15 protein-coding genes are annotated in these 20,929 nt (G+C 70.5%); 11 read left to right on the top strand and 4 right to left on the bottom strand.

What is annotated here, in order from left to right:
- Positions 1 to 101: 101 nt before the first annotated feature.
- From OG226_RS38870 to OG226_RS38855, 4 genes are all read left to right on the top strand, one after another.
- Positions 102 to 1,847 carry a PD-(D/E)XK nuclease family protein gene (locus tag OG226_RS38870; protein WP_329351527.1) on the top strand — a complete coding sequence of 582 codons (1,746 nt, stop codon included), beginning with the start codon at positions 102 to 104 and terminating at the stop codon, positions 1,845 to 1,847.
- Complete coding sequence (locus OG226_RS38865; protein WP_329351525.1) at positions 1,840 to 3,108, top strand: restriction endonuclease-related protein; 1,269 nt, start codon at positions 1,840 to 1,842, stop codon at positions 3,106 to 3,108. The genes OG226_RS38870 and OG226_RS38865 overlap by 8 nt, the downstream gene beginning before the upstream one ends.
- Positions 3,101 to 6,871, top strand: coding sequence for a hypothetical protein (locus tag OG226_RS38860; RefSeq protein WP_329351523.1), 3,771 nt, complete (start codon positions 3,101 to 3,103; stop codon positions 6,869 to 6,871). Before OG226_RS38865 ends, OG226_RS38860 begins: the two co-directional genes overlap by 8 nt.
- Positions 6,872 to 6,952: 81 nt before the next feature.
- Entirely contained in the window at positions 6,953 to 9,994 is a 3,042-nt protein-coding gene (locus OG226_RS38855) for a pPIWI_RE module domain-containing protein (RefSeq protein ID WP_329351522.1), read from the top strand.
- Between the two features lie 347 nt (positions 9,995 to 10,341).
- Here OG226_RS38855 and OG226_RS38850 read toward each other — a convergent pair whose 3' ends face one another.
- On the bottom strand, positions 10,342 to 10,902 hold the full coding sequence (locus OG226_RS38850; protein WP_008404671.1) for a hypothetical protein: 561 nt from the start codon (positions 10,900 to 10,902) through the stop codon (positions 10,342 to 10,344).
- A 618-nt stretch (positions 10,903 to 11,520) separates the two neighbouring features.
- Between OG226_RS38850 and OG226_RS38845 the strand changes: the two genes are divergently transcribed.
- The 4 genes from OG226_RS38845 to OG226_RS38830 all read left to right on the top strand — a co-directional run bounded on the left by OG226_RS38845 (position 11,521) and on the right by OG226_RS38830 (position 14,585).
- Positions 11,521 to 11,793 (top strand): helix-turn-helix transcriptional regulator, encoded by a 273-nt coding sequence (locus OG226_RS38845; protein ID WP_008404669.1) that lies wholly within the window; start codon positions 11,521 to 11,523, stop codon positions 11,791 to 11,793.
- 162 nt (positions 11,794 to 11,955) lie between these two features.
- Positions 11,956 to 12,837: a DUF6083 domain-containing protein gene (locus OG226_RS38840; RefSeq protein WP_329351520.1), complete on the top strand. Its 882-nt coding sequence runs from the start codon at positions 11,956 to 11,958 to the stop codon at positions 12,835 to 12,837.
- Positions 12,834 to 13,043 carry a hypothetical protein gene (locus tag OG226_RS38835; RefSeq protein WP_329351518.1) on the top strand — a complete coding sequence of 70 codons (210 nt, stop codon included), beginning with the start codon at positions 12,834 to 12,836 and terminating at the stop codon, positions 13,041 to 13,043. Before OG226_RS38840 ends, OG226_RS38835 begins: the two co-directional genes overlap by 4 nt.
- Before the next feature lie 78 nt (positions 13,044 to 13,121).
- Positions 13,122 to 14,585 carry a UvrD-helicase domain-containing protein gene (locus OG226_RS38830; RefSeq protein ID WP_020132334.1) on the top strand — a complete coding sequence of 488 codons (1,464 nt, stop codon included), beginning with the start codon at positions 13,122 to 13,124 and terminating at the stop codon, positions 14,583 to 14,585.
- Positions 14,586 to 14,903: 318 nt separating this feature from the next.
- Here OG226_RS38830 and OG226_RS38825 read toward each other — a convergent pair whose 3' ends face one another.
- Positions 14,904 to 15,734 carry a hypothetical protein gene (locus OG226_RS38825; protein WP_329353646.1) on the bottom strand — a complete coding sequence of 277 codons (831 nt, stop codon included), beginning with the start codon at positions 15,732 to 15,734 and terminating at the stop codon, positions 14,904 to 14,906.
- A gap of 73 nt (positions 15,735 to 15,807) precedes the next feature.
- On the opposite strand from OG226_RS38825, the gene OG226_RS38820 reads away from it, so the two are divergent.
- Positions 15,808 to 16,446, top strand: a complete 639-nt coding sequence (locus OG226_RS38820; protein ID WP_329351515.1) for a TMEM175 family protein — start codon at positions 15,808 to 15,810, stop codon at positions 16,444 to 16,446.
- Between the two features lie 14 nt (positions 16,447 to 16,460).
- Here the strand turns inward: OG226_RS38820 and OG226_RS38815 are convergent, their stop codons facing one another.
- Complete coding sequence (locus OG226_RS38815; protein WP_329351513.1) at positions 16,461 to 17,291, bottom strand: hypothetical protein; 831 nt, start codon at positions 17,289 to 17,291, stop codon at positions 16,461 to 16,463.
- A 172-nt stretch (positions 17,292 to 17,463) separates the two neighbouring features.
- Here OG226_RS38815 and OG226_RS38810 point away from each other — a divergent pair, with 172 nt between their 5' ends.
- Positions 17,464 to 17,910 carry a MerR family transcriptional regulator gene (locus tag OG226_RS38810; protein ID WP_329351511.1) on the top strand — a complete coding sequence of 149 codons (447 nt, stop codon included), beginning with the start codon at positions 17,464 to 17,466 and terminating at the stop codon, positions 17,908 to 17,910.
- Positions 17,907 to 18,347, top strand: a complete 441-nt coding sequence (locus OG226_RS38805) for a carboxymuconolactone decarboxylase family protein (RefSeq protein WP_329351509.1) — start codon at positions 17,907 to 17,909, stop codon at positions 18,345 to 18,347. The genes OG226_RS38810 and OG226_RS38805 overlap by 4 nt, the downstream gene beginning before the upstream one ends.
- On the opposite strand, the gene OG226_RS38800 is transcribed toward OG226_RS38805, so the two are convergent.
- Positions 18,334 to 20,832: an alpha-L-arabinofuranosidase C-terminal domain-containing protein gene (locus OG226_RS38800; RefSeq protein ID WP_329351507.1), complete on the bottom strand. Its 2,499-nt coding sequence runs from the start codon at positions 20,830 to 20,832 to the stop codon at positions 18,334 to 18,336. The two genes, OG226_RS38805 and OG226_RS38800, sit on opposite strands and share 14 nt — an antisense overlap.
- Positions 20,833 to 20,929 lie beyond the last annotated feature (97 nt).

Raw genomic sequence — 20,929 nt, 5'->3', positions numbered from 1 at the left:
AGTTCACAGATTTATGCCATGCTCTAGTGGTGCCCGGATGTCCTCGGACTCCCGTTGCTCTGGGCACCCTCCTGCCCATACCGCCTGCCACGGGGGTCACCATGCAGAACCCACCCGGCGTCGCTGGCCACGACTGGTTGATCAGGGCGAGCCCCCGGATGGCCCGGCCCGACGACGCGGCCTGTCCCACCCACCGACGCACCACGATGCGGCCCCTGCTCGTCGCCGACCCGGCCGTGCCGTTCCGGCGGCCACCCCGCGAGGAGTTCGCATTCGGCCCGCTGTTCACCGCCCTCGACCTGCTGGAACACGACGGATGGTCGGTGGAGCGGGTACGCGAGGAACTCCGGGGCACCCGCGGTCCCTTCCGGGGATGGGGCGGCCCGGTCCACCCCGCCCACCTGGCCTGGACCGCCCACGCCCTGGAGCGCTACGTGGCCGCCCGTACCCGCGAACAGGCAGCCGCCGTCGAGGCCGGGCTGCCTGAGACCAAGCCGGTGAAGCAGCCATGGACGTGGCGCACTCCCCGCACGGACGCTCCCGACGCCCGTGGCGCCCGGCAGTACGAGCACACCCTCTGGGGCCGCATGTACGCCTCCTCCGACGGAAAGGTGCGCGACCTGTGGCTGCCTTCCATGGGCCGGGCCAAGACCGGCCGCCCCGACGCGGAGCTCGGGGCCGTGGCGCAGGTGATGGCCTTCGGCGCGCCCACACCTCGCCGCAAGCAACGCGCCCAGCCTCCGCCCACCGCGACCGAGAGCACCAGCCTGCCCCGATTGGTCCGCGTCTTCGACGTCGGGTGCGCCGACGGGTCCGTGGAGGAGCTGCTCTCCGAAGACCCCGCCGAGGCGAGGCAGCGTTTCAGGGACGACGCTGTGCCTGCCTTCGTCACGGCTGCCACCGAACTCGGCGTGCAGCCCGGGGAGAGCTGTGTCGACTGCAAGGCCATCGCCGGCTGCACGGATCTGAAACGCACCCCGCGGCTGTGGGGCGGGCGCCCTCCGGCTCTCGCACGCCAACGCCGCTCCGTCTCCGTCTGGGACCTGCGGCTGCACGCCGAGTGCCCCGCCCAGTACCACCTGGTGCGGCGGCTGCACCTCAACGACCTCTCAGCCGAGGACCGGGGGGCACGGCGCGGCCGAGCCGTCGACGCCTGGCTCGACGCAGAGCACGCCGAACGCCCGGTGCGCGGCTGCCGGGACCGCGAGATCCCCGAGCCGACGGCGGTGCGGGCCAGGGCCGGACTCGACGACACCTCCGCACGCGAGGCTGCCGGGATGCTCGCGGAACACCGGCTCCTGTGCCCCCTCAACGGACTTGACGCCGACGAGCAGGTGCTCGTGCAGCATCGGGTCACGGCCTACGTGCCCGAACTCGACATCGTCGTCCTCGCCGTACCCGACCTGGTGTACACCCACCGCGGCCGGTGGATCTGGCGCGAGACCAAGACGTCGGCCCGCCCGCTGTGGGAACGCGATTCCCTGCTCCACACCTATCCCCAACTTGCCCTGGGTGTACTGCTGTTCCACGCGGGCGCGCTCGGCGACGACCCGCGCCGCTCCTGGGTCGAACTGGAGCACCTACGTGAAGGCCACGGTGAGAGTCGGCTCGAACCCATCGACCCCGGTCGCGCCGAGAACGTCGACGAAGCCCGGGCCGTCATCGCCGAACTCGCCCAGCCGCTCCTGGACGACACCACCTACGAACCGAGGACCGGACGCCACTGCCACGGCTGTCAGGCCCGGACCTGGTGTCGGCCCGGCACCGCCTACGTCACCGACCATCCGCGCCCGCCGAGCCCCGACACGCAGACCTCGCCGCGAGGAGACGCCACGCCCCATGCCTGACCAACAGCTCGTACCGGACTGGCTGTCCAACCCCGATGTCGTCCTCCTGCGGGACGTGGCCACCGCCGTAGTGCACCTGGCGGCCGTCGACCGCCTCGACTCCTTCACTCTGCCCTACCCGGCCGGCGCGCAGCGGGCCCTGGATGCCCTGGTACTCCAGTGCCTGCGCAACGGCGCCAAGCCCCCGTCCGGGGTGCCCGAGATGCTGCGCTGGGCCCGCGCCCGCCCCTTGGGCAGCTGGCCCCTAGACCGACTGCCCACCGACCTGTTCGACACCGCGGACCGGCTGATCGACGAGGATTCCGGAGAACCCGCGCAGCTCTGCCACGAGCTCGCCGTGCAGGGGTATGGCGACAGCACCGGACGGCAGTACGACCGCCTGGTGATCCACGAGGCCCTGCGCGCCTGTCGGGCCGTGTCGTCACCCGAGTCGTACACGGCCTTCCGTCGCCTCCTGGTGAATCAGCCCGTCCTCACCGAGGCGGACTGGGCTGAGGTGAGCACCGACCTCTTCCTCGACCCCGTGCGCTTCCTCGTCGAGGAGATCTATGCCCCCGTCCCGCTCGGGTTCCGCCGGGACGGCGCGTACCTGTGCTGTCATCGCTGCCTGACCCTGCTCCATCCGGTGTCCGACACCGAGTGGTGGTGCGAGCGCGACCAGTGCCGGCACCAAGGTCCCCCACCGCACGGCCGGGAACTCGTCGCGTCCGAGGTGGGCGAGCTGCGTCAACTGCGGAAACCCCTGCGGCAGTTCGTCACCGGGCCCGGACGCGCCGAGGTCTTTCTGGAGGGCGAGCTACGCGCCCTGGGCCTCACCGTCGAGATGTGGCCGGGCTTCGACGCGTACGACCTTCGCATCTCTTTCCCCGACGGTCACGTGTGGGCCGTCGACGTCAAGGACTGGGCACACCCCGCCTTCCTCGGACGCGCCGCCACTGCCGTCCGCCCCGAGCCCCCGTACGACGAAGCCTGTTGGGTGGTGCCCGCATTCCGGGTGCGCGCCCGCCGTGACTTCCTGGCCATGTACGCCAAGGAGCGGGGCGCGGGGGCGGGCGGTCTGCGGCTGCTGACGGACGACCAGCTGAAACGGACCGCGCGGCTACGGCTGTCCGGCGAACGCGGGCCGGACGCGTCCATCGCGCCTCTGCACACCGTGCCCCGGGCCAGGGAGCACGGCGGGGCACGCACAGCGTCGTCCCGGTCCGGAAACCAGACCGCGGCGACCGACCGCACCGCGAAGAAGGGACCAGACCATGCGTGACCGCAGCAGCTGGTACCAGCCGGTCGTCGCCGCACTGAGGCCTTGGCCCGAAGAACACGCCGGGACCCGGCCCGCTCTGCTCTGCCAGGTCGAGCTCGCCCTGCGGCTGATGGAGACCGTGGCGCCCGGTCACGCTGCCGACGGGGCGTGGACGCTCCTCGGCGGCTACGGCCTCGCCTTCGCGCGGGCCTCGAAGCTCCCCACTGGCACCACCGAACAGGTCGCGCTGGCCGCGGCCCGGCACCTGCTCTGGCCGATGCGCCGCGGCCGGATGTGGCAGCAGAGCCTGGACGCCTACCTGGAACTGCCCGAACGACTGCGCGCGTACCGCGTCCCGGCGGCCGGGGAGCCCGCCCACCGAGCCCCCCTCAAGGTGGCGGCCGACCGCTTCACCACCTACGACGACGCGCTCGCGAACCTCCCCGGCTTCGCCACGAAGGTGCTTCCCCCGGCGGAGGCGGGCGAACACCGCTTCATGGACCGCCACCACCGGCGCACTTCCGTCACGGTCCCCGCCGATCTCGTGCGGGACCCCTTCCCCGGCCACCCCCTCACCGCCGAACGCCCGGCCACCGCAGGCCCCCTCGACGTGCCACTCGACGAACTCGCCGACGTCGCACGGTGGATGGACGCGGAGGAGCAGCGGCGCGGGCTCAAGGCGGGGGACTGGGAGCAGCGTCTCGCCCAACTCGACCTCGACACCCGTACCCCGGACGGGACAGACTTCGAAGCGGCGTCCGCGCTGCCGCTCGACCGGCTCACCCACCTCGTCGGCATGGTCGGCGCCGGTAAGTCGACCTTGATGACCCTGCTCGCCGTCTGGGCGTACCACAACGGCCTGCGCATCACTCTCGTCGTCGGCGACGTGGCCGAACAGCTGACGCTGACCGAGCTGTTCCGCACGCTCGGCCTGAGCGCCGCCCTGGTGCAGGGGGGCACGACGCGGCTCCAGCACACCCAGCGGCTGCACCGCAGACTCGCCGCACGGGGAGAACACTCCCTACTGGCTCACACCGGACCCGTCTTCGCCCACCTCAGCACTGCCTGCCCGCTGGACGCCCTGCGCGCACTCGACACGTCCGAGCCCCTGCGCTACACCGACGCACCGTGCGGTGCCCTTCACCCCGCTCGGCGCCAGGAGACCGCCGAGGAGCCCGCGGCCGAGCGCGCGGTACGCGAGCTCGAACGAGCCCGAGGCGCCGTCGACAGGCAGGGCGCCACGGACGACAACGATACCGACGAGGAGGACCTGGGCACCCCGCACGCCTGCCCGCTGTGGAGTGTCTGCCCCCGACACTCCGCCGCGCGTGACCTCGTGGACGCGCTGATCTGGGTGGCCAACCCGGCCAGTCTCGTCCAGACGGCGGTTCCGCGTCAGCTCAACGCCGAGCGCCTGCGCTATCTGGAGCTGGCCTGCCTGCGCAGCGACATCGTCGTCGTCGACGAGGCCGACCGCGTACAGATGCAGCTCGACCAGATGTTCGCCCCGTCGGCCACGCTCGTCACCACCGGTGTCTCCGACTCCTGGCTCGACCAGCTGCAGACCCACGAGATCGCCGAACTCGCCCGGCAGGGACGGCTCCAGCTCTCCGACCAGGACGTGGAACGGTGGTCCGCCGCCCTGGACGTCGTTGGTTCTGCCGCGGACCGGCTGTACGCCATGCTCATCGACGACGGAGCGCTGCGGGACTGGGCGCAGATCGACTACTTCAGTGCGTGGACCCTCCAGGAGAAGCTGCTGCACGCCTGGTACCCGCTGACGCGAGGCCAGGCCGCCGGGCGACCGGACAGCACGAGCGAAGGGGACGTCGAAGACGAGAGCGCACTCTACGAGGACGAAGACGGGCTTGGGGCCGATGGCGACTCCCCTGTCCCCGACGCTCCCTGGGCGCAGCGACGCACGGATATTACCGGGTTCTTCGACACGTTCCGCGACGATCCGCTCGGCGGACGCGGCCCCTATGGAACCCCCGCCGACGAGCTCACCGCCCTCGCCCACGACGTGCTGCACACCCTCGACGAGAAACAGACACGGCGCCGTGTCCGCACCCTCCTCGACTCCCTCCTTGTCGGAGCGCCGGGCCCGGAACAGCGCCCCATGCCCGCCGCCGAGCGAGGCAAGGAGTCTGCCCCCGAGGACGTACCACTCACCGAGGAGTGGCGTGAACTCAACGCACGGCGGCTGGAGTTCACACTCGTCCTCGCCGCCCTGCACCAACGCCTGGACCGGGTGACGTTCCTGTGGCCTCAAGTGGAGGCAGCGCTACGGCTGGACTCCGCGGCCCACGAGCTGACCCGCCGCCCGCCCCTCGACTACGCGCCACTGCTGCCCGAAGCGCCCATGGGCAACGTCCTGGGCTTCCAGTACCTGGTGGACGAACGGGCCGCCGCCCGCAACAAGGACGGGCACCGCACCGGCACCCTGCGCTTCTTCCGTTGCGCGGGCGTGGGCCGGGAACTGCTCCTGGGTCTTCACCAGCTCGGCGCCGACCCAGGCCTCGGCAAGGCAGGCCCACACGTGCTGCTGATGTCGGGCACCAGTTGGGCCGGCACCTCTACCCGGGCCCACGTCCTCGCCCCCGTCCGCGCCGTACTGAAACCGCAGCACAAGGCTCTCGATGCTATCCGGAAGACTGTGTTCCGCACCGAGTTCCTCTACGACGCCGCAGGACAGCCGATCCGGCTCTCCGGCCAGGACCCCGACCAGCGCGAGGACGTCCTGCGCCTGATGATCGACCGGCTCGCCCGGTCCCGGAGCGACGGCAACTCCTCCCCTCTCCAGAGCGAACTCGCCCAGATCCCCGACCAGCGCCGCAAGCGTGCCCTGCTTCTGGTGGGCAGCTACGCGGAAGCCAAGGTGGCCGCCACCGCCCTGAACGAGATCCCGCGCTGGCGTGGCCGGGTACGCGTCCTGGCCGCCGACGACGCCGAACTGGAGGCCGCCGTCGACGGGACGGCGCCGGCACGGAGCCAGGCGCCGGGCACGGGATCGGGTGCGGGAGCGGTCCGGCGTGGGGACCTCGCGTCCTTCGCCGACGACCCGGACGCCGAACTGCTCGTGGCGCCCCTCCTCGCCGTGGAGCGAGGCCACAACATCCTCACCGCCCCCCAACGGCCCGGCGAGGAGAAGGTGGCGGCGTTCGGGACGGTGTTCTTCCTTGTCCGCCCGCACCCCCGCCCCGACGACCTCTCCCTGGCGGTCTTCGCCATCAACGACTGGGCGACGCGGTTCGTACGCGGTCAACTGAAGCTGCCGGACGAAGGGACGTTCTGCGACATGGTCACCCAGGCGGGGGACCTCAACGCGGCAGGCAGCGCTTTCAGGACCACCGCACGCGGCGTGTGGCGGCACGTACTGTCACGGCCCTACATCTACTCCTCGCTCTCCGATGACGAGAAGAAGTCGTTCGTCTGGGACCAGCTCGTCACCATCTGGCAGGTCATCGGGCGCCTCGTCCGCGGTGGCGTACCCGCCCGCGTCGTGTTCGTCGACGCGGCCTTCGCACCGCGACTCGCCGCGGCACAGGCGCCCTTCACCGGCCAGAACCGGCGTCCACGCCGCGCAGGCGACCCCGGGCTGCTGGTCAGGCTACGGGACGTTCTGGCGCCGTACTTCACGCACACCGACACGGACACCGGCACCGTCGAGTACGGCGCGCGCACCGATCCCGCCGACGCCGCACTCGTCAAGCTGCTCTACCGCCCGCTGTACGAAGCACTGTGCGCCATGGGGATGTCACCCGGCCCGCGACCGGTCGACTGAAATACGTCAACCACCGCCCTGAGCAGCACTGTTGGCGAGCAATCGCACCGCCTACGTATGGACATCCCAGGGAGAACCGACATGTACAAGAGCATCCGCCGATCCGCGTACCACCTGGCCGAGGAGGGCACCCCCTGGACCGAGGACTTCCACGCACTTCCCTTCCCCGAACACTGGCATGCCGGACTCCTCGAACTGCACAACCACGGGCGGGACGAGGAGAAGCGGCAGCCGACGCTGCCCACCCGCCGACTCGACGGCGTGCTCCAGACCCTCGCCCCCGACGTGATCGTCCGCCCCCGGCCGCGGATCCCCGTGGAACCGGGGCCGCAGGCCGCCGAGGACTTCTGGATGTATGTACCGGCCTCGGCGCCCGACCCCCTCCCGGGCCGTTCCATGCAGCAACTCCTCGACGCCTGGCTGCGTACCCTCGGTCCCAAGGACTCCGCACAGGATCCCCGGTTCCGCTCGCTGTTGCTCGCGAGCAGCACCGAGCTGAAGCAGAACCTGCCCGAGTGGCAGCCGGTCAGCGGCGTCGAACTCCTCACCACCCCGACCACCCGGGGCGGCACTGCCGCCCCGGAACCGCGCCAGTTCCAACTCGCCACCGACGCCCTGGCACGCCGCATCCTGACCCTCGACCCCTTCCCGTTCGAGGGCGGGGAGCTGCGGTTCCGGGCGCTGCCCCGCGGACCTCGCGACCAGGGCGCGGAACTCATGTCGCAGCCCCTGTGCCGGACCGTCAAACGCAAGGAGTGGTGGTTCTCCGTCCTTCTGAACATCTCCCTGCACACCACGCCGTTCGACCCTAGGCCGCGCCTCCACCTGCACTGGGGTGTACGCCGCTGGGCGACCCACCCTCGGACCACCACCAAACGCCTCAACCTGCCCTACCGGGAGGCCACTACCGTCTACCTGCGGCCCACCATCCCCTGGCTGCCCGGCGCACCGGCCACCGCACGCTACGCACTGGCACGCCTGCGCCGCGACCGGGCCGCTGACACCTTCGTCTGGTCGGAGAACGACACCGCCGGCATCCTGCGCGGACTCAGCCTCGCCGGCAACTTCCCCGACCCCGAACAGCTCCTCACCGAACCGGTCTCCTGGATCGGCGAGGGCCGCGGCGTCCGCGCCGCCGTGGTCCACAGCACCAGAATGGGCAAGCACGAGATCGGCACCGGCTTCATGCCCAACCAGCGGGCCCAGCTCACCGAATGGGCCGAGCAGGCCCTCCCTGAAACACTGGCCCGGGTACCCGACATCACGCGCGGACGCGGCAAGGGCATCGGCGCTCCGGAGAACCGGCGGCCCAAGCCCAGGACCGACGAGGCCAAGAAGACCGAGCTGCTGCGCGAGACCCGGGCACGGCGCGTGGCACTCGCGGCACAGGCCCGGATCGCCTCCCACCGCCCGGAACAGGCCAGCCCGCCCGTGGTGGAGGCCCGGCTGCTGTGGCAGTCGCCCGAGGTACGCACCGAGGCAGTGGCACAGTTCGCCAAGTCCCTGGGCCTCGACGGCGACGGCGGCGCCAGTGCCGCCCACGTCACGGACCGGGACTTCGACGAGGCCACGCCTGGAACACCGGTCGTCCTGGAGTGGCGGACGGCGGAGGTCACACTCCGGCTGCGCTGCCTGCCCCTCGCCGACGGACTGGGCGACCGGCTCGTGCCCGACCCGGCGGTCAAGGGCAAAGGCGCGACGCTCGCGGCGGCCGTCGCCGAACGGCGCCGCGCCCTGCGCGCCTGGCTCCGCGCGGACGGCGCGGACCCCTCCCGCCCCGAACTCGCCCTCGTGGAAGTCGCACACCGCAGCACGTTCCGCCCTGCGTCGGCGGACCCCAAGTTCGCCATCCGCCTCGGGTGCGCCGACGCGGGCCTGCTGACTCAGTTCGTCGTCACCCCGTCCATCGACCGGCAGATCGACAATGCGGAGAGCCTCGACCACCGCACGTGCAGCTCGTGGCTCGACGGACTGCGCCAGCTCGGCGTCCGCGTCCTGCCCCAGCACACCCTCGGTGACGATCTTCCGGACTCGCTGCAATACGCGGCGGTCTGGATGGTGAAACGTCGCAAGGACGGCCCGACCCGGTTGCCCAAGCACCTGCCTGTGGCCGTCCTGGTCACCCCGCTCCCGGCCGGGGAAGGCCTCGCGGCCGTACGCGGCTGGGATGACACCGCGGGGGAATGGGTGCCCTATCCGCAGTTCCTCCTCGGTCTGGTGAAACAGGCGGAGCTCGACCCCGAAGCGTTCACGGAACCCGGGACTCCAGACGATGACGCACGTCCCGATGCCTCTAGGGTCACCGGCAAGCAGTGGCGCAGCAACCTCGCCCAACAGCGCAGGGAGACCGCGGCATTCCTCCAACGCGTGCTGCACTCCCTCCGAGGGCAACCCACCGCACTGATCACCCACGCTCAGAACAGCCGACTGCACTGGCCCTGGCTCCAGGACGGCCAGACCGAACGCGATCTGATCAAGACCGGCCACGCCCCGGCAGGACGACTGGACGACGAACTGCGCCTCGTACGCGTGCGCGGATGCGGCGGTCGCGAGGGCGCCCAGTGGTGGGGGCTGGCCGACCCGGGCAAGCCCCACGGACAGCCGGCTGGCTTCTGGGCACAGGATCCCCAGCAGCAGTACAGGGCTTCAGCGCGCGAGCGGGTCTTCTACAGCACCACCGAACGCCCCGGAACCCATGCGATCTCCCCCGCACTCGACCGCCTCGCCACCCGGGTCAACGCGGCAGGCAACCTCACCTCGCAGGCGGGCACCAGCGCCTGGAACCCGACCCTGGTGGAGATCGCGGTACTAGGCTGCCACGAGGATAACGACCTGGCTGCCCCCGTACCGGAAAAGCCCGACGACCCCGAGGCGCTGGCCCTCGCCATGCACCAGCTCCGCCAGGCCCCGGACTACGCTGCTGCCCTGTCTCTCCCCCTCCCACTCCACCTCGCGGGGCTGGCCCAGGCATATGTCCTCCCGACACTCGCCGACGGCGACCGGACTTCGAACGAGGAGTCGGACACACCTGCTGGAAACCAGAGCATGGAGGACCCAGATCTCGCCGACGCGGCCGGACTGTCCACGACGCCGGACGACGAGGCCGAGACTGCCCACGACTGACGACGGGATCGACACCTACGCGGTGCCCTGACGACGGAGGACACCGGTATCCACAGGACCTGTGTTCTGAGAGACCGCCGACAGCCCCTGCATGCACCCTTCTCTACTCGTGTGCGCGGTCCAGCGGAGGAAGGCGGAACACTGGGGTGACCGTGACCAGTTCGGGTCTGGCCGCGACGTCGGTCACGTCGCCATCGGTCCCCTCGCCGCCGGCGCGGTCAGGCGTTTCCCTCGCTCATCCCGTTCCAGGGTTCGAACCTGCAACCGCTTACCCGACAGCACGTCTGACGAGCCAAGTCACCCCCGCCGGCCGTTCCCACATCTCACGGTCGGCAAGGGGTTGCCGGTCACCGCCTCGGCGCTAGCGTCCAGTGCACGTCGCCTGAATCCGGGCAGATCCACCACCCTTCCAAAACGCCGTTCGCCGTCAGATGGCTGAGCACACCGTGGAACCCTTGATCGCGCAGGCCACAGTCACGGATGATCCGGTCGCACTCACTCAGTCCCTCCCCCGAGGACGGATCGCTGCGCGCCGCGAGATAGACGCCCGACAGTCGCAGCTGCGGCTCTGCCCCACCGATCCGGGCAGGGCACCCGGTGCGCAACGCCCAGTCGGCCGCGCGCCGCCGGTCGGGGCGGGCCGGTGACTGGGCGAGCAGCGTGGCGTCGCGAAGCTCCGCAGCCACCCCGGCCGCTCCGGGACCGTTCACCATGCTTGCCCACCGCGCCTGTTCCAACTCGCGGCAGGCCTGCACCGGATCGATACGAAGGCTGCGCAGCAGGCCCGCACGGAGTTCGACGTGCAGGTACGCGTTCATGCGCAGGGCGCACTGCAGGGCGAGGAGCCTCGCCCCAGCGGACACGTCCGCGGGCAGAGCCGCGGCCAGGTAGCTGAGGATCTCGCTCACGCGGACACGCTCCCCCGGCCCCCGGCTGGGCCGGGGACCGCGCGGCCGCGCGGAAGGCGGGTGGAACGGTGCGGCCAGCACGGTGTCGGGCACGACGGCGGCCTGGGCGGTTGCCGCGGCGCAGGCGCCGCAGGCGTCGGCGAGGCGCCAGACACGGCCGCCGCGTTCGCAAGCCAGGAGCAGGCGGATGGGCCCCGCGCACCCGCGGTGACGGCGGTGCCAACGGCAGCCGCGTTCATGACACTGACAGATCCGCAGGTGAGGAGCCCTCAGGTCACCGCGGGCATGCCGGGCGAGGTGAGCAAGGGCCGCCGAGCGCGCGGACTGCGCGGTGACCCGCCGGCCGTCCTGGGGACAATGCTGGCAAACGAGAACGAGCCCGCCGGTCTGGCATCGCAGTTCCACCGTCCAGGTCCGCGCCGCCTGAGGACACACGGTGCGCAGCCTCATGGGCGCGTGTCCCTCCCTTCCCGGTCCGGAGCCAGCCCCACCGTGCGGTACGGCGGGACGGCCGACACCGTAGTGCAGACCCCTGCCCTCCCGCCGGTGGAGCCATCGGGAGAAATAGGGCAGAGGTCTGCACTGACAGGGCAGGGGTCTGCACCGTCGGATGGTCAGGTGACGATCTTGCCGCCCGATCCGGACCTCGACGCGCTCCGACTGGAGCTCGGGCGTCTGCGGGCTGAACGCGGGTGGAGCTACGACGAGCTCGCCTCCCGCAGCGGCCTGGGCAGGCGCACTGTGATCGAGATCGAGCAGGGCCGCACCGTCGGCACCCTCAAGACATGGCACGCCCTCGCACACGCCCTGGACACACCGCTCGACGAGCTCTTCGCCACCCTCTGCCACGAGCACGGCCTCCCCGGCACCGACGACAGCTCCGACAGCTGATACGGGGCCGTCCAGCGCCGCCGGCGATTCACTCGATCCGGCAACGCCCTATCGAATGCGCGAGCAAGCGTTCGCACTGTTGTCGCCCCGTTCTGCTCTGCCCGGGGGATCATCAGGGTCGTGTACCGCAGGCGGGGCGTGTCGACTGGCAGGTTCGCCCGCATGTGCTCCTCTCCTTCTCCTTCCGCGCGGCGCTGGGACGGCAGCCGCACGAGCGCGCCCCAGCGGCGGTCCCTGCGTATCGCCCCCGACAGTGCCAGCCGGTTGCTGCGATGCGGCCAGACCACGTCCTGCCGCGAATGCGGCAATCCGGTCGAGTGCTACCTGGGGGCCGACGACCGGCTGGTGCGGCTGCATCCGCACGAACTGCCGGTGGCCGGGGTGCCGGAGTCCTGCCGCTGGCACGTCAGCCGCGGCATCGCCCATCCCGCGGGCGACGGGAGCAGCTGGTGCCGGCTGGCACACGACCTGCTGTGCCCAGCCCGCCCGGCTCCGACGGCCGCGCCGAAGCTGTCCGGCCTGCGCCGGACTCTCGCTCTGCGCACCCGCCGTCTGCTGGACACCGGAGTCCTCGCTCCACCTGCCACACTGGCAGGCGGCCCGCCGCCGGGCGAGGCCGTCTGCCGTCCGGCCCGGCCCGTCGTGCAGCTGCTGTTCGTCCGCTACCTGGCCTCCCGCCCCGTCGATGAGATCCAGTGCGTCGCCCAGACCCGGCGCCGAACCCGCTGTACGGCCGAGGTCCTCGGCCCCGGCGGGTTGCACGGGGTGTGGACCCTGGTACCCGCGACCGTGCACCACGGTCAGCTCGCACTGCCGTCGGATGTCATGGCCGTCTACAGCCTGTCCGCACTGCCGTACCAGGAACAGTTGCGCTGGCGCACCCAACGGTGCCGGGACCATGCCACAGCGTCGACCGCCGGTGACATTGCCGTCGCGGACTGGGAACCCTTCGACCCGCTCCGCCACCACGAGCACATCCGCACCCGCCTGCCCACGCACGGGCGCCGCCCCGGCGGCCACGCACCCCGGCGGGTCTGGTCGTGACACACCAGTACGCCGTCGAGATCGTCCTGACGCGGCCCGCCGCCGTTCGGGAACTTCACCAGACCCGCCACCGGGTGACGTACGCCGCGAACGCAGACCGCAGCCGGCTGATGACCGTGCAGCGCGGCAAGAGCCCGGGCCGCGCCCTGGAAGAAGTTCTGGCCTGCGCCGCAGGCCGCCTTCTCCAGGTACGTCTGCCACGCTGAGCCCGCCGTCGCCTCCCCGGCCGGACGCAGCCACCCGCTGCGCCCCGTTCCGGCCGTTCCCATCCCACGGAGCCCACGTTGCCCACCCCCACCCACGAACAGGTCCACGCGGCGGACATTTTCCGCGCCGGACGGCACCTCGCACTGCAGGCCGGAGCCGGAACCGGGAAGACCAGCACCCTGTGCATGCTCGCCGCCGGCACCAAACGCCGGGGACGCTACCTGGCCTTCAACAAGGACATCGCGCAGGACGCCGCAGCCCGCTTCCCGTCCACGGTGCAGTGCCGGACCGCCCACGCCACCGCCTTCGCCGCACTCGGACACCGCTATGCCGACCGACTCAACAGCCCCCGCCAGCCGGCCTGGAAGACCGGACAGTCCCTCGGCATCCTCCGCGCCGTACGGATCGCCGACCACGAGATCAGCCAGAGAACCCTGTCCCACAACGTGCTGCGCACCGTCACCCGCTTCTGTCACTCCGCCGACAGCGCACTGGCCCAACACCACGTGCCGCGCCTACGCGGCCTCGACGCCCCCGCCGCCCATCGGCAGTTCGCCGAACTCGTGCTCCCCTTCGCCGCCAAGGCATGGGCGGACCTGCAGCGTCCCGACCACGGCATCGTCCGCTTCGAACACGACCACTACCTCAAGATGTGGGCGCTGACCAGGCCGAAGATCGAGGCCGACTTCCTTCTCCTCGACGAGGCCCAGGACACCAACCCGGTGCTGGAGCAGGTGTTCACCGCACAGCGCGACCACGCCCAGCTCGTCATGGTCGGCGACTCCGCCCAAGCCATCTACGGCTGGCGGGGCGCAACCGACGTGATGACTGGCTTCGACGCCGAACAGCTGACCCTCACCCGCTCGTTCCGCTTCGGGCCACAGATCGCCAACGAGGCCAACCGGTGGCTCGCGCTCGCCGACGCCCCTATCCGGCTGACGGGCACCACCAGCGTTCCCGCAGAGGTCAGCAGCGTCGACCACCCCGACGCCGTGCTGTGCCGCACCAACATCGGCGCCATGACAGAGGTCATGCGTCTGCTCGGCGAAGGACACCGCGTAGCCCTCACCCGGGGAGGCCAGCAACTGGCCCAACTCGCCTCTGCCGCACGTGACTTGAAGGAAGGGCGCCGCACTCATCACCCCGAGCTGGTGCTGTTCGCGTCCTGGGGCGACTTGCAGGACTACGCCACCTACGATCCGGCCGGCTGCGACCTGCAGCCCTTCGTCGACATCGTCGACACCCACGGTCCCGACGCCATCCTCGCTGCCGTGTCCGACCTCACCGAGGAAGCACACGCCGACGTCACCGTCTCCACCGCCCACAAAGCCAAAGGCCGCGAATGGCCGACCGTCAGGATCGGCAACGACTTCTCCCAGCCGAAGGACCCCAACTCCGGCACGAGCGCGGCCGACCAGGCCCCGGAAGTAAGCGGCACGGACGCCCGTCTCGCCTACGTCGCCGTCACCCGCGCCCGCCACCAACTCGACCTCGGCAGCCTGGCATGGAACGCCACTCCTCAGGAGAACGAGAGTGGTTGACGCCGCAGACATCGAGGGGCAGCCAGTTCCCCAGCCCGTCCACGACCAGGGCGGCCGAGTGGTGGCCTAGCCAGTCGACTCGGTCATCTCGCAAGCCTTGTGCAGCACACTCAACCTCTCGCTGGTGTCGTCGCAGGTAGAGCTACCTACAGTCACAGAGAGTCAACAACGGCAACCATGATTTGCCAACTATCCTTCTCATGATTTGCCAACAAGGATTCTCCACCCGCTCCCGACCTGCGCGTCTCAGTCCATGATTCGCCAACTAAAGTTCTCGGTCACAGCTGCGATCAGTCGCTTCGGATTCGGTGAGTCACTTCAGGCACCGGCTGTCCGGGCCGAGCGGGGCTGGGCGCGCAGGGCAGGCAGCCGAGCGCATTCTTCGGCTCCGGCCAGCCCCTCCCCCAGGGCGAGGAGCGAGAGGACTCGCACCGGGCAGCCGGCGGTGGCCGCGGCCTCCAGTTTGTGGTGGCCGTCGAGGAGGAAGTGCGTCAGGCCCCAGTGCTGGGACTGGTCGTCCCCGAAGGCGTTGGCGGGTTCGCACACGTCCAGCGTCGAGACCGCCACGGCCGTCGGGACCGCGCCCCGGCGCATGAGTTCGACGTATTCTTCGACGCGTTCCCGCTCGTTCCACGTCGGGGGAACCATGGGCACGACGAACTCGTAGAGGTGTGCGGACGCGTCGACCGCGGTCTCGAAGGTCCGGTAGTACGGCGTGTGCGGGTACTCCGGGAGGCCCCAGAACTGGTCGATCCCCCACGTGTCCACCTGCTCGCCGCTGAAGTAGTCGCCCTCCTGGCCCGGGATCACCAGCCGGGGCTCCACGCGCAGCAGCACCGGAAGGTACTCGCCCTCCGGCAGCAACGCGCCGAACGCGTCGATCACCCCGCCGTCACCCGGCTCGGCCGGCGTCCCGGTGAGCCGCTCCCGCAGGACCTCCAATGACAACTTCTTGTTCCCGGTCACCAACCGACGGAAGAGCAACGGGCAGGTTCCGCACCAGTTGCTGAGCTCGAAGGCGGGCTCCCCGTCGACCATGAGCACCCTGCGCCCCGGCCGGCCCCCGTCCTCCCGCCGCTCCGTCCCGAAGCGCAACCGCGCCTCGCGGTCCGGGACTCCGAGTCTGCGCGGCTCATCACATCCGATCATCACGGACCGACCGTAAGCGGACCCGACGGTTCGACACCACTGTTCAAGGCCGCGACGCCCTACTGTCGTCGGCATGACGGAGCCCGTGGCAGCGACGCGTACACCCGAGCACTCCCCCGGTACGGCACGCCTGATCGCTCTGTCCGACGGGATATTCGCCATCGCGATGACGCTGCTCGTCATCAACGTCGCGGTCCCCGCGAATCTGCCGGCCGCCGCCTTCCACAAGGCCCTGGGGGACGCCCTGCCCAGCCTCGGCGCCTTCGCGCTGAGCTTCACCCTCATCGCCGGGTTCTGGCGTGACCACCGCCGCATCCTCACCGCGGTGCCCGTCGAGACGGGCGTGGTCACCCGCCTCACCCTCCTCGGCCTCGGCCTGGTCGCGCTGCTGCCCTTCCCCACCAGCCTCCTGGCGGAGTACGCCTCACAGCCCGACGCCGTCGCCCTCTACGCGAGCGCCATGGCCGCGATCCACGCGGTGCACGCGGCGCTCCTGCTGCTCACGCAGCGCCAGGTGCACCCCTCGCCCGACTCCCCCGCCGCCAGGGCCCGCCGCCGCTTCACCGTCCAACTGGGCTCCAGCGTCCTGGTGTTCGTCCTCTCCATTCCCCTGGCCTACGTCAACACGGCCGCGGCGATGTGGTTCTGGATCACGATCATCCCTGCCCATGTGGTCCTCGGCCACTACCGCCGCCGGTCGGGGCAGGACTGACACCGCCCGCTCGGTCAGGATCGCTCGGCGAGCACGGCTTCCAGGTGGGCGACGTGGCGGGCCTCGGCCTCTTTGCGGACCGCGGCGAAACGGCGGTCGACGATCAGCACGGGGATCAGCCAGAGGTAGCCCCACAGGCTGAAGTGGTCCACGACGCCGGTCCGCCGCAGCGTCGTGTTGGTGGCGAAGCACAGGATGAGGCTGACCCCCCACGCGGCCGTCCGGTACCGGCCGAGGAGGCGCACCGGCGCGTTCCAGGGACCGGACAGCGCCTCCAGGGTCGTGGCGCGCACGGTGGCGGCCCGGTCGAGGGGCTCGGCTCCCCGCGTGCTCGCGTCGTCGCCGTCCCGCTGCCGGAGGTCCTCGGCCAGGGCGCGGGCCTGGGCCTCGGTGTCACGGCCCTGGAGCGCACCGACCACCGCCCTCATCCTGATGTCCTCCCAGTAACCACGTCGGGCCCAGCGCTCGACGGCGGCGGGCTGTTCGGCCTCGGCGGACTCCGGTGCCGATTCCGTCAGGCGCCGGGAGAGGACGGATGCGCGCGCGGCACGGCCGGGGTACTCGAACGCGTCGGCACGCAGGCAGAGTTCGGCGTACCCGGCCAGGAGCCCGAGATGGTCGCCGTCGAGCGCGAGTCCCGCCCGGAACGCCTCCTCCGCGCGATCGTCGTGGTCGTCGTCGTCCTCGACGGCATGCCCGAGAGCCAGCCAGCAGTAGAGATCGGCCCGCGGCCCGAGCTCGTCCAGCCCCTCCTGCGCGGCGCGCCGGACGGCCGCGTCTCCCCCGGCCAGGAACAACTGCTCGCAGCGGTCCTGGTACACGTCGATCGTGGTCGTCCGGCTCATGTGGCGTCCCCCCTCGTGAACCCCCTCCCCAGGGGGAGGACAAGTGTGCGGGGCGGGTAATCCCCAGGTCAAGCGTGATCCAACGGTTCGGACACAGGTCCCGCTCGCGCGTCCGCAGTGGTCCCCAGCAGGGGTTGACCTGGAGCGCGCTCCAGGTTCTACGGTTGTGTTCATGAGCAGCGGACAGCCCCTGAATCCCCTCCCCCGGGACCGGGAACCCACCCTCACCATCGCCCAGGTCGCCGAGCGCACCGGTCTCTCGCACGACACGTTGCGCTACTACGAGAAGGCCGGCCTGATCGAGCGGGTCGGGAGGACCACCGGCAACCAACGGCGTTACCAGGCCGCGGACCTGGCCTGGCTGGAGTTTCTGCTGCGGTTGCGCGGGACGGGTATGTCGATCGCCGACATGCAGCGGTTCGCGGCGCTGCGGGCGGCGGGGGACGTCACGGTCGCCGACCGGCTGGCGATGCTGCGCGGGCATCGGGCCGAACTGGCCGACCGGATCAGGGCGTTGCGCCGCAACGCGTCCGCGCTGGACCACAAGATCAACCACTACGAACGGCTGCTCCTCGACGAGGTCGAGCACGAGCGGCCGGGATCGGATGAACCGACATGAGCGCGAGCACCACCCGTGAAGAACGTTTCGACCACGGCCTGGAGGTCCTGAAGCGGGTCGACGGCGAGGCCGGGCAGCGGGTCGTCGACTCGCTCGCCGACATCAGCCCCGAACTGGGTCACCAGGTCGTCGCCTGGGCCTTCGGCGAGATCTACGACCGTCCCGGACTCGCCCCGCGCGACCGCCAGTTGGTGACGCTGGGCATGCTCACCGCGCTCGGCGGCTGCGAGGCGCAGCTCGATGTGCACGTGAACGCGGCGCTGAACGTGGGCCTCACACCGGAGGAGATCGTCGAGGCCCTGACGCACTCCGCCGTGTACTGCGGCATCCCCAAGGCGCTCAACGCCACCTTCGCCGCGAAGAAGGTCTTCGCCGATCGTGGGCTGCTGCCGCTGGGACAGCAGCCCACCCCGGAGGCGGAAGCTACTTCTGCTTGATCCTCAGGAACGTGACCGAGTTCGCCGGGAAGGTGTAACCGAACCTGCCCGCAACCCCCTTGAAGGTGGACTCGACCGGCGCGACCGCCGTCGCCGTCTCGCTGTTCACCGCGTCGGGCGCGGCGGCGAGCGTGGTGACCTTCGCCTTGGAGGCGACCTTCGCGCCGCCCAGGTCGATCGCCGTACGGGCCGCCGAGGACTGGTCGTTGACGACCTTGACGATCAGGTCACCGGTCTTCGCGTCCTTGGTGACGACCTGACGGAACGGCTCGGCCGGCTTGTCGTCGGCGAAGCCGCCCCACTTCTGGCCGTCGAGGTACAGGGTGACCTGACGGCCCCTCACCTTGATGTCGACGTCGTAGGCGCGGCCCGTCTCGATGGTCCCCGGCTTGGCGACCAGCGTCGACTTGCCGCCGTCCACGGCCTGTTCGACGGCGGTCTGGGTGTTGTTCCAGCCGCCCAGGTTCCACCAGTAGTAGTTGCCGGTGTCCTTGACGCCGAACGCGACCAGGAAGCCTTCTTTCCCGGACCTCTTGGTCGCCTTCACGTGCAGGTCGTAGTCGTGCCAGGCCGGGTCGCCCGCCGACACCATGGTGTTCTCGGCGGCGGTGTCGGTCTGGACGTACTGCCCGTCCTCAAGGCTCCAACTCCCGCCTCCCGTATGGGTCCACCGGCCTGCCGTGTCACCGGAGAAGTCGTCGGAGAGCAGCGCCGAACCGTCCGCCGCCGTCACCTTCACATCGTCGTACGCCGCGCTCGTCGCCCAGGTCGACAGGCCGACCGCGCCGGAGATCGGGGCGGCAAGTGACGGTGTTCCGGTGGCCGTTGACGGCACCACGCGGGTACCGACGTTGTTCATGAAGAGCTTCTGGACCTCGTAGTCGGCGGAGCCCCAGGAGGCGTGGTTGTTGAACCACACCAGGTCCGGGCGCCACTGGACGTAGTCCTCGTTGGCGAACAGCGGTGCGTAGGAGGCGAGTTCGACGACGTCAGCGTTGCGCTCCAGGCCGGTCATGTACGCCGCTTCGGCGAGGCCGTTCTTGAACGCGTTGCCGCCGGAGGCGTATTCGCCGAGGAAGACCTTCGGGCCGGTGCGGTCGTAGGAGTCGTAGCGGTCGTTGTTCTGCAGGAACCACTGCGGGCTGTTGTAGTAGTGCTCGTCGACCATGTCGACCTTGGCGTCCTTGTTGAGCTGCCAGGCCGTGTCGAAGGTCGAACCGCTGTCGTCCGGGCCCGCGTTGGAGATCACGGTCATGTACGGGTACTTGGCCTCGATCGCCGTACGGAACCGGGTGAAGCGGGCGAAGAACTCGGCGGGGAGGTTCTCCTCGTTGCCGACCTCGATGTGGGTGAGGTGGAAGGGCTTGGGGTGGCCCATCTCGGCGCGCAGCCCGCCCCACTTCGACGTCACCGGTCCGTTGGCGAACTCGACGAGATCCAGGGTGTCCTGGATGTGCCGCTTGAGCAACGCCGGGTCGTCCACGGCCTTGTTCTGGCCGCAGCCGGTCACCAGGGCCGGTACGACGGGCAGCGGCATCGCGCCGATGTCCTCGGCGAGGCGGAAGTACTCGTAGTAGCCGAGGCCGTAACTCTGGTTGTAGCCCCAGAAGTTGGAGTTCGTGGCACGGGTCTCGACCGGGCCGACGGTGTCCTTCCACTGGTACGAGCGCTTGCGCTGGTATCCGGAGGCTGCGCTGTAGTCCTCCATGGAACCGGTGTTGACCAGGCAGCCGCCGGGGAAGCGCACGAAGCCCGGGTGCAGGGCGGCGATCTTCTCGGCGAGGTCCTTGCGCAGGCCGTTCGGCTCGTGCTTGTAGGTGTCGCGGGGGAAGAGGGACACCATGTCGAGGGCGGTCGCGTCGGAGGAGGCGACGGTGAGGCGGCCGGCGGTGCTGGTGCGGGTCGCGGTGAACCGCGCCCGGTAGTGCGCCCAGCCGTTCTTCCTCACCTTCACCTGGTGTGCCGTCGCCAGTGTGCCGCCGGTGTCCTGGAGGCTCACGGTGAGTGTGGTGCCGGTATCGGCGCGGGCCCACACCGAGAAGTCGTACTTCTTGCCGTCCTCCACGGCGACGCCGGTGTTGTAACCGGCGTTCGTGACGGACGAACCGGCCGTCAGGGAGAGGTAGTTGCGGTTGGTCTCGTTGAGACGGCCGACGTCGTTCACCACCTGGGCCGTGCCCGCGACCGTCCAACCGGTCAGCGGGGTGTACGACTTGTTGTCGTCGGTGGAGTACTCGAAGGACCGGTTCTGCACGAGTTCGGCGTACAGGCCGCCGTCGGCCGCGCGGTTGATGTCCTCGAAGAAGACCCCGTACATCGTCCTGTCGATCGCGGCGCCCCGCGTCGACGGGTCGACGGTGATCGCGTAGTCCGTGACGTCCGTGACGTCGTCGGCGCGGGCGGGTGCGGGGACGACGGCCGTCGCCAGCAGGAACGCGCTCGCCCCTAAGGCGAGTCTCAGGCGGGTGCGGCTGGTGCGTGACATGGATACTCCGCGGCTCTTGAAGTTGCCCTGAAGCCGCCCGGAAGCCGCCTCAAGGTTGTTCGAGATATCAGACACTGGTCAGCACTTCGAACGGCAA

The sequence above is a fragment of the Streptomyces sp. NBC_01261 genome, assembly GCF_036226385.1.
Taxonomy (GTDB): Bacteria; Actinomycetota; Actinomycetes; order Streptomycetales; family Streptomycetaceae; genus Streptomyces.
The sequence above is the reverse complement of the archived record's forward strand: the minus strand, read 5'-3'. Positions and strand labels throughout refer to the sequence as shown.

Coding starts and splice junctions, on each gene's coding strand:
- OG226_RS38870 (WP_329351527.1), top strand. CDS start 102: ATGCAGAACCCACCCGGCGTCGCTGGCCACGACTGGTTGATCAGGGCG.
- OG226_RS38865 (WP_329351525.1), top strand. CDS start 1,840: ATGCCTGACCAACAGCTCGTACCGGACTGGCTGTCCAACCCCGATGTC.
- OG226_RS38860 (WP_329351523.1), top strand. CDS start 3,101: ATGCGTGACCGCAGCAGCTGGTACCAGCCGGTCGTCGCCGCACTGAGG.
- OG226_RS38855 (WP_329351522.1), top strand. CDS start 6,953: ATGTACAAGAGCATCCGCCGATCCGCGTACCACCTGGCCGAGGAGGGC.
- OG226_RS38840 (WP_329351520.1), top strand. CDS start 11,956: ATGTGCTCCTCTCCTTCTCCTTCCGCGCGGCGCTGGGACGGCAGCCGC.
- OG226_RS38825 (WP_329353646.1), bottom strand. CDS start 15,734: ATGATCGGATGTGATGAGCCGCGCAGACTCGGAGTCCCGGACCGCGAG.
- OG226_RS38820 (WP_329351515.1), top strand. CDS start 15,808: ATGACGGAGCCCGTGGCAGCGACGCGTACACCCGAGCACTCCCCCGGT.
- OG226_RS38815 (WP_329351513.1), bottom strand. CDS start 17,291: ATGAGCCGGACGACCACGATCGACGTGTACCAGGACCGCTGCGAGCAG.
- OG226_RS38810 (WP_329351511.1), top strand. CDS start 17,464: ATGAGCAGCGGACAGCCCCTGAATCCCCTCCCCCGGGACCGGGAACCC.
- OG226_RS38805 (WP_329351509.1), top strand. CDS start 17,907: ATGAGCGCGAGCACCACCCGTGAAGAACGTTTCGACCACGGCCTGGAG.
- OG226_RS38800 (WP_329351507.1), bottom strand. CDS start 20,832: ATGTCACGCACCAGCCGCACCCGCCTGAGACTCGCCTTAGGGGCGAGC.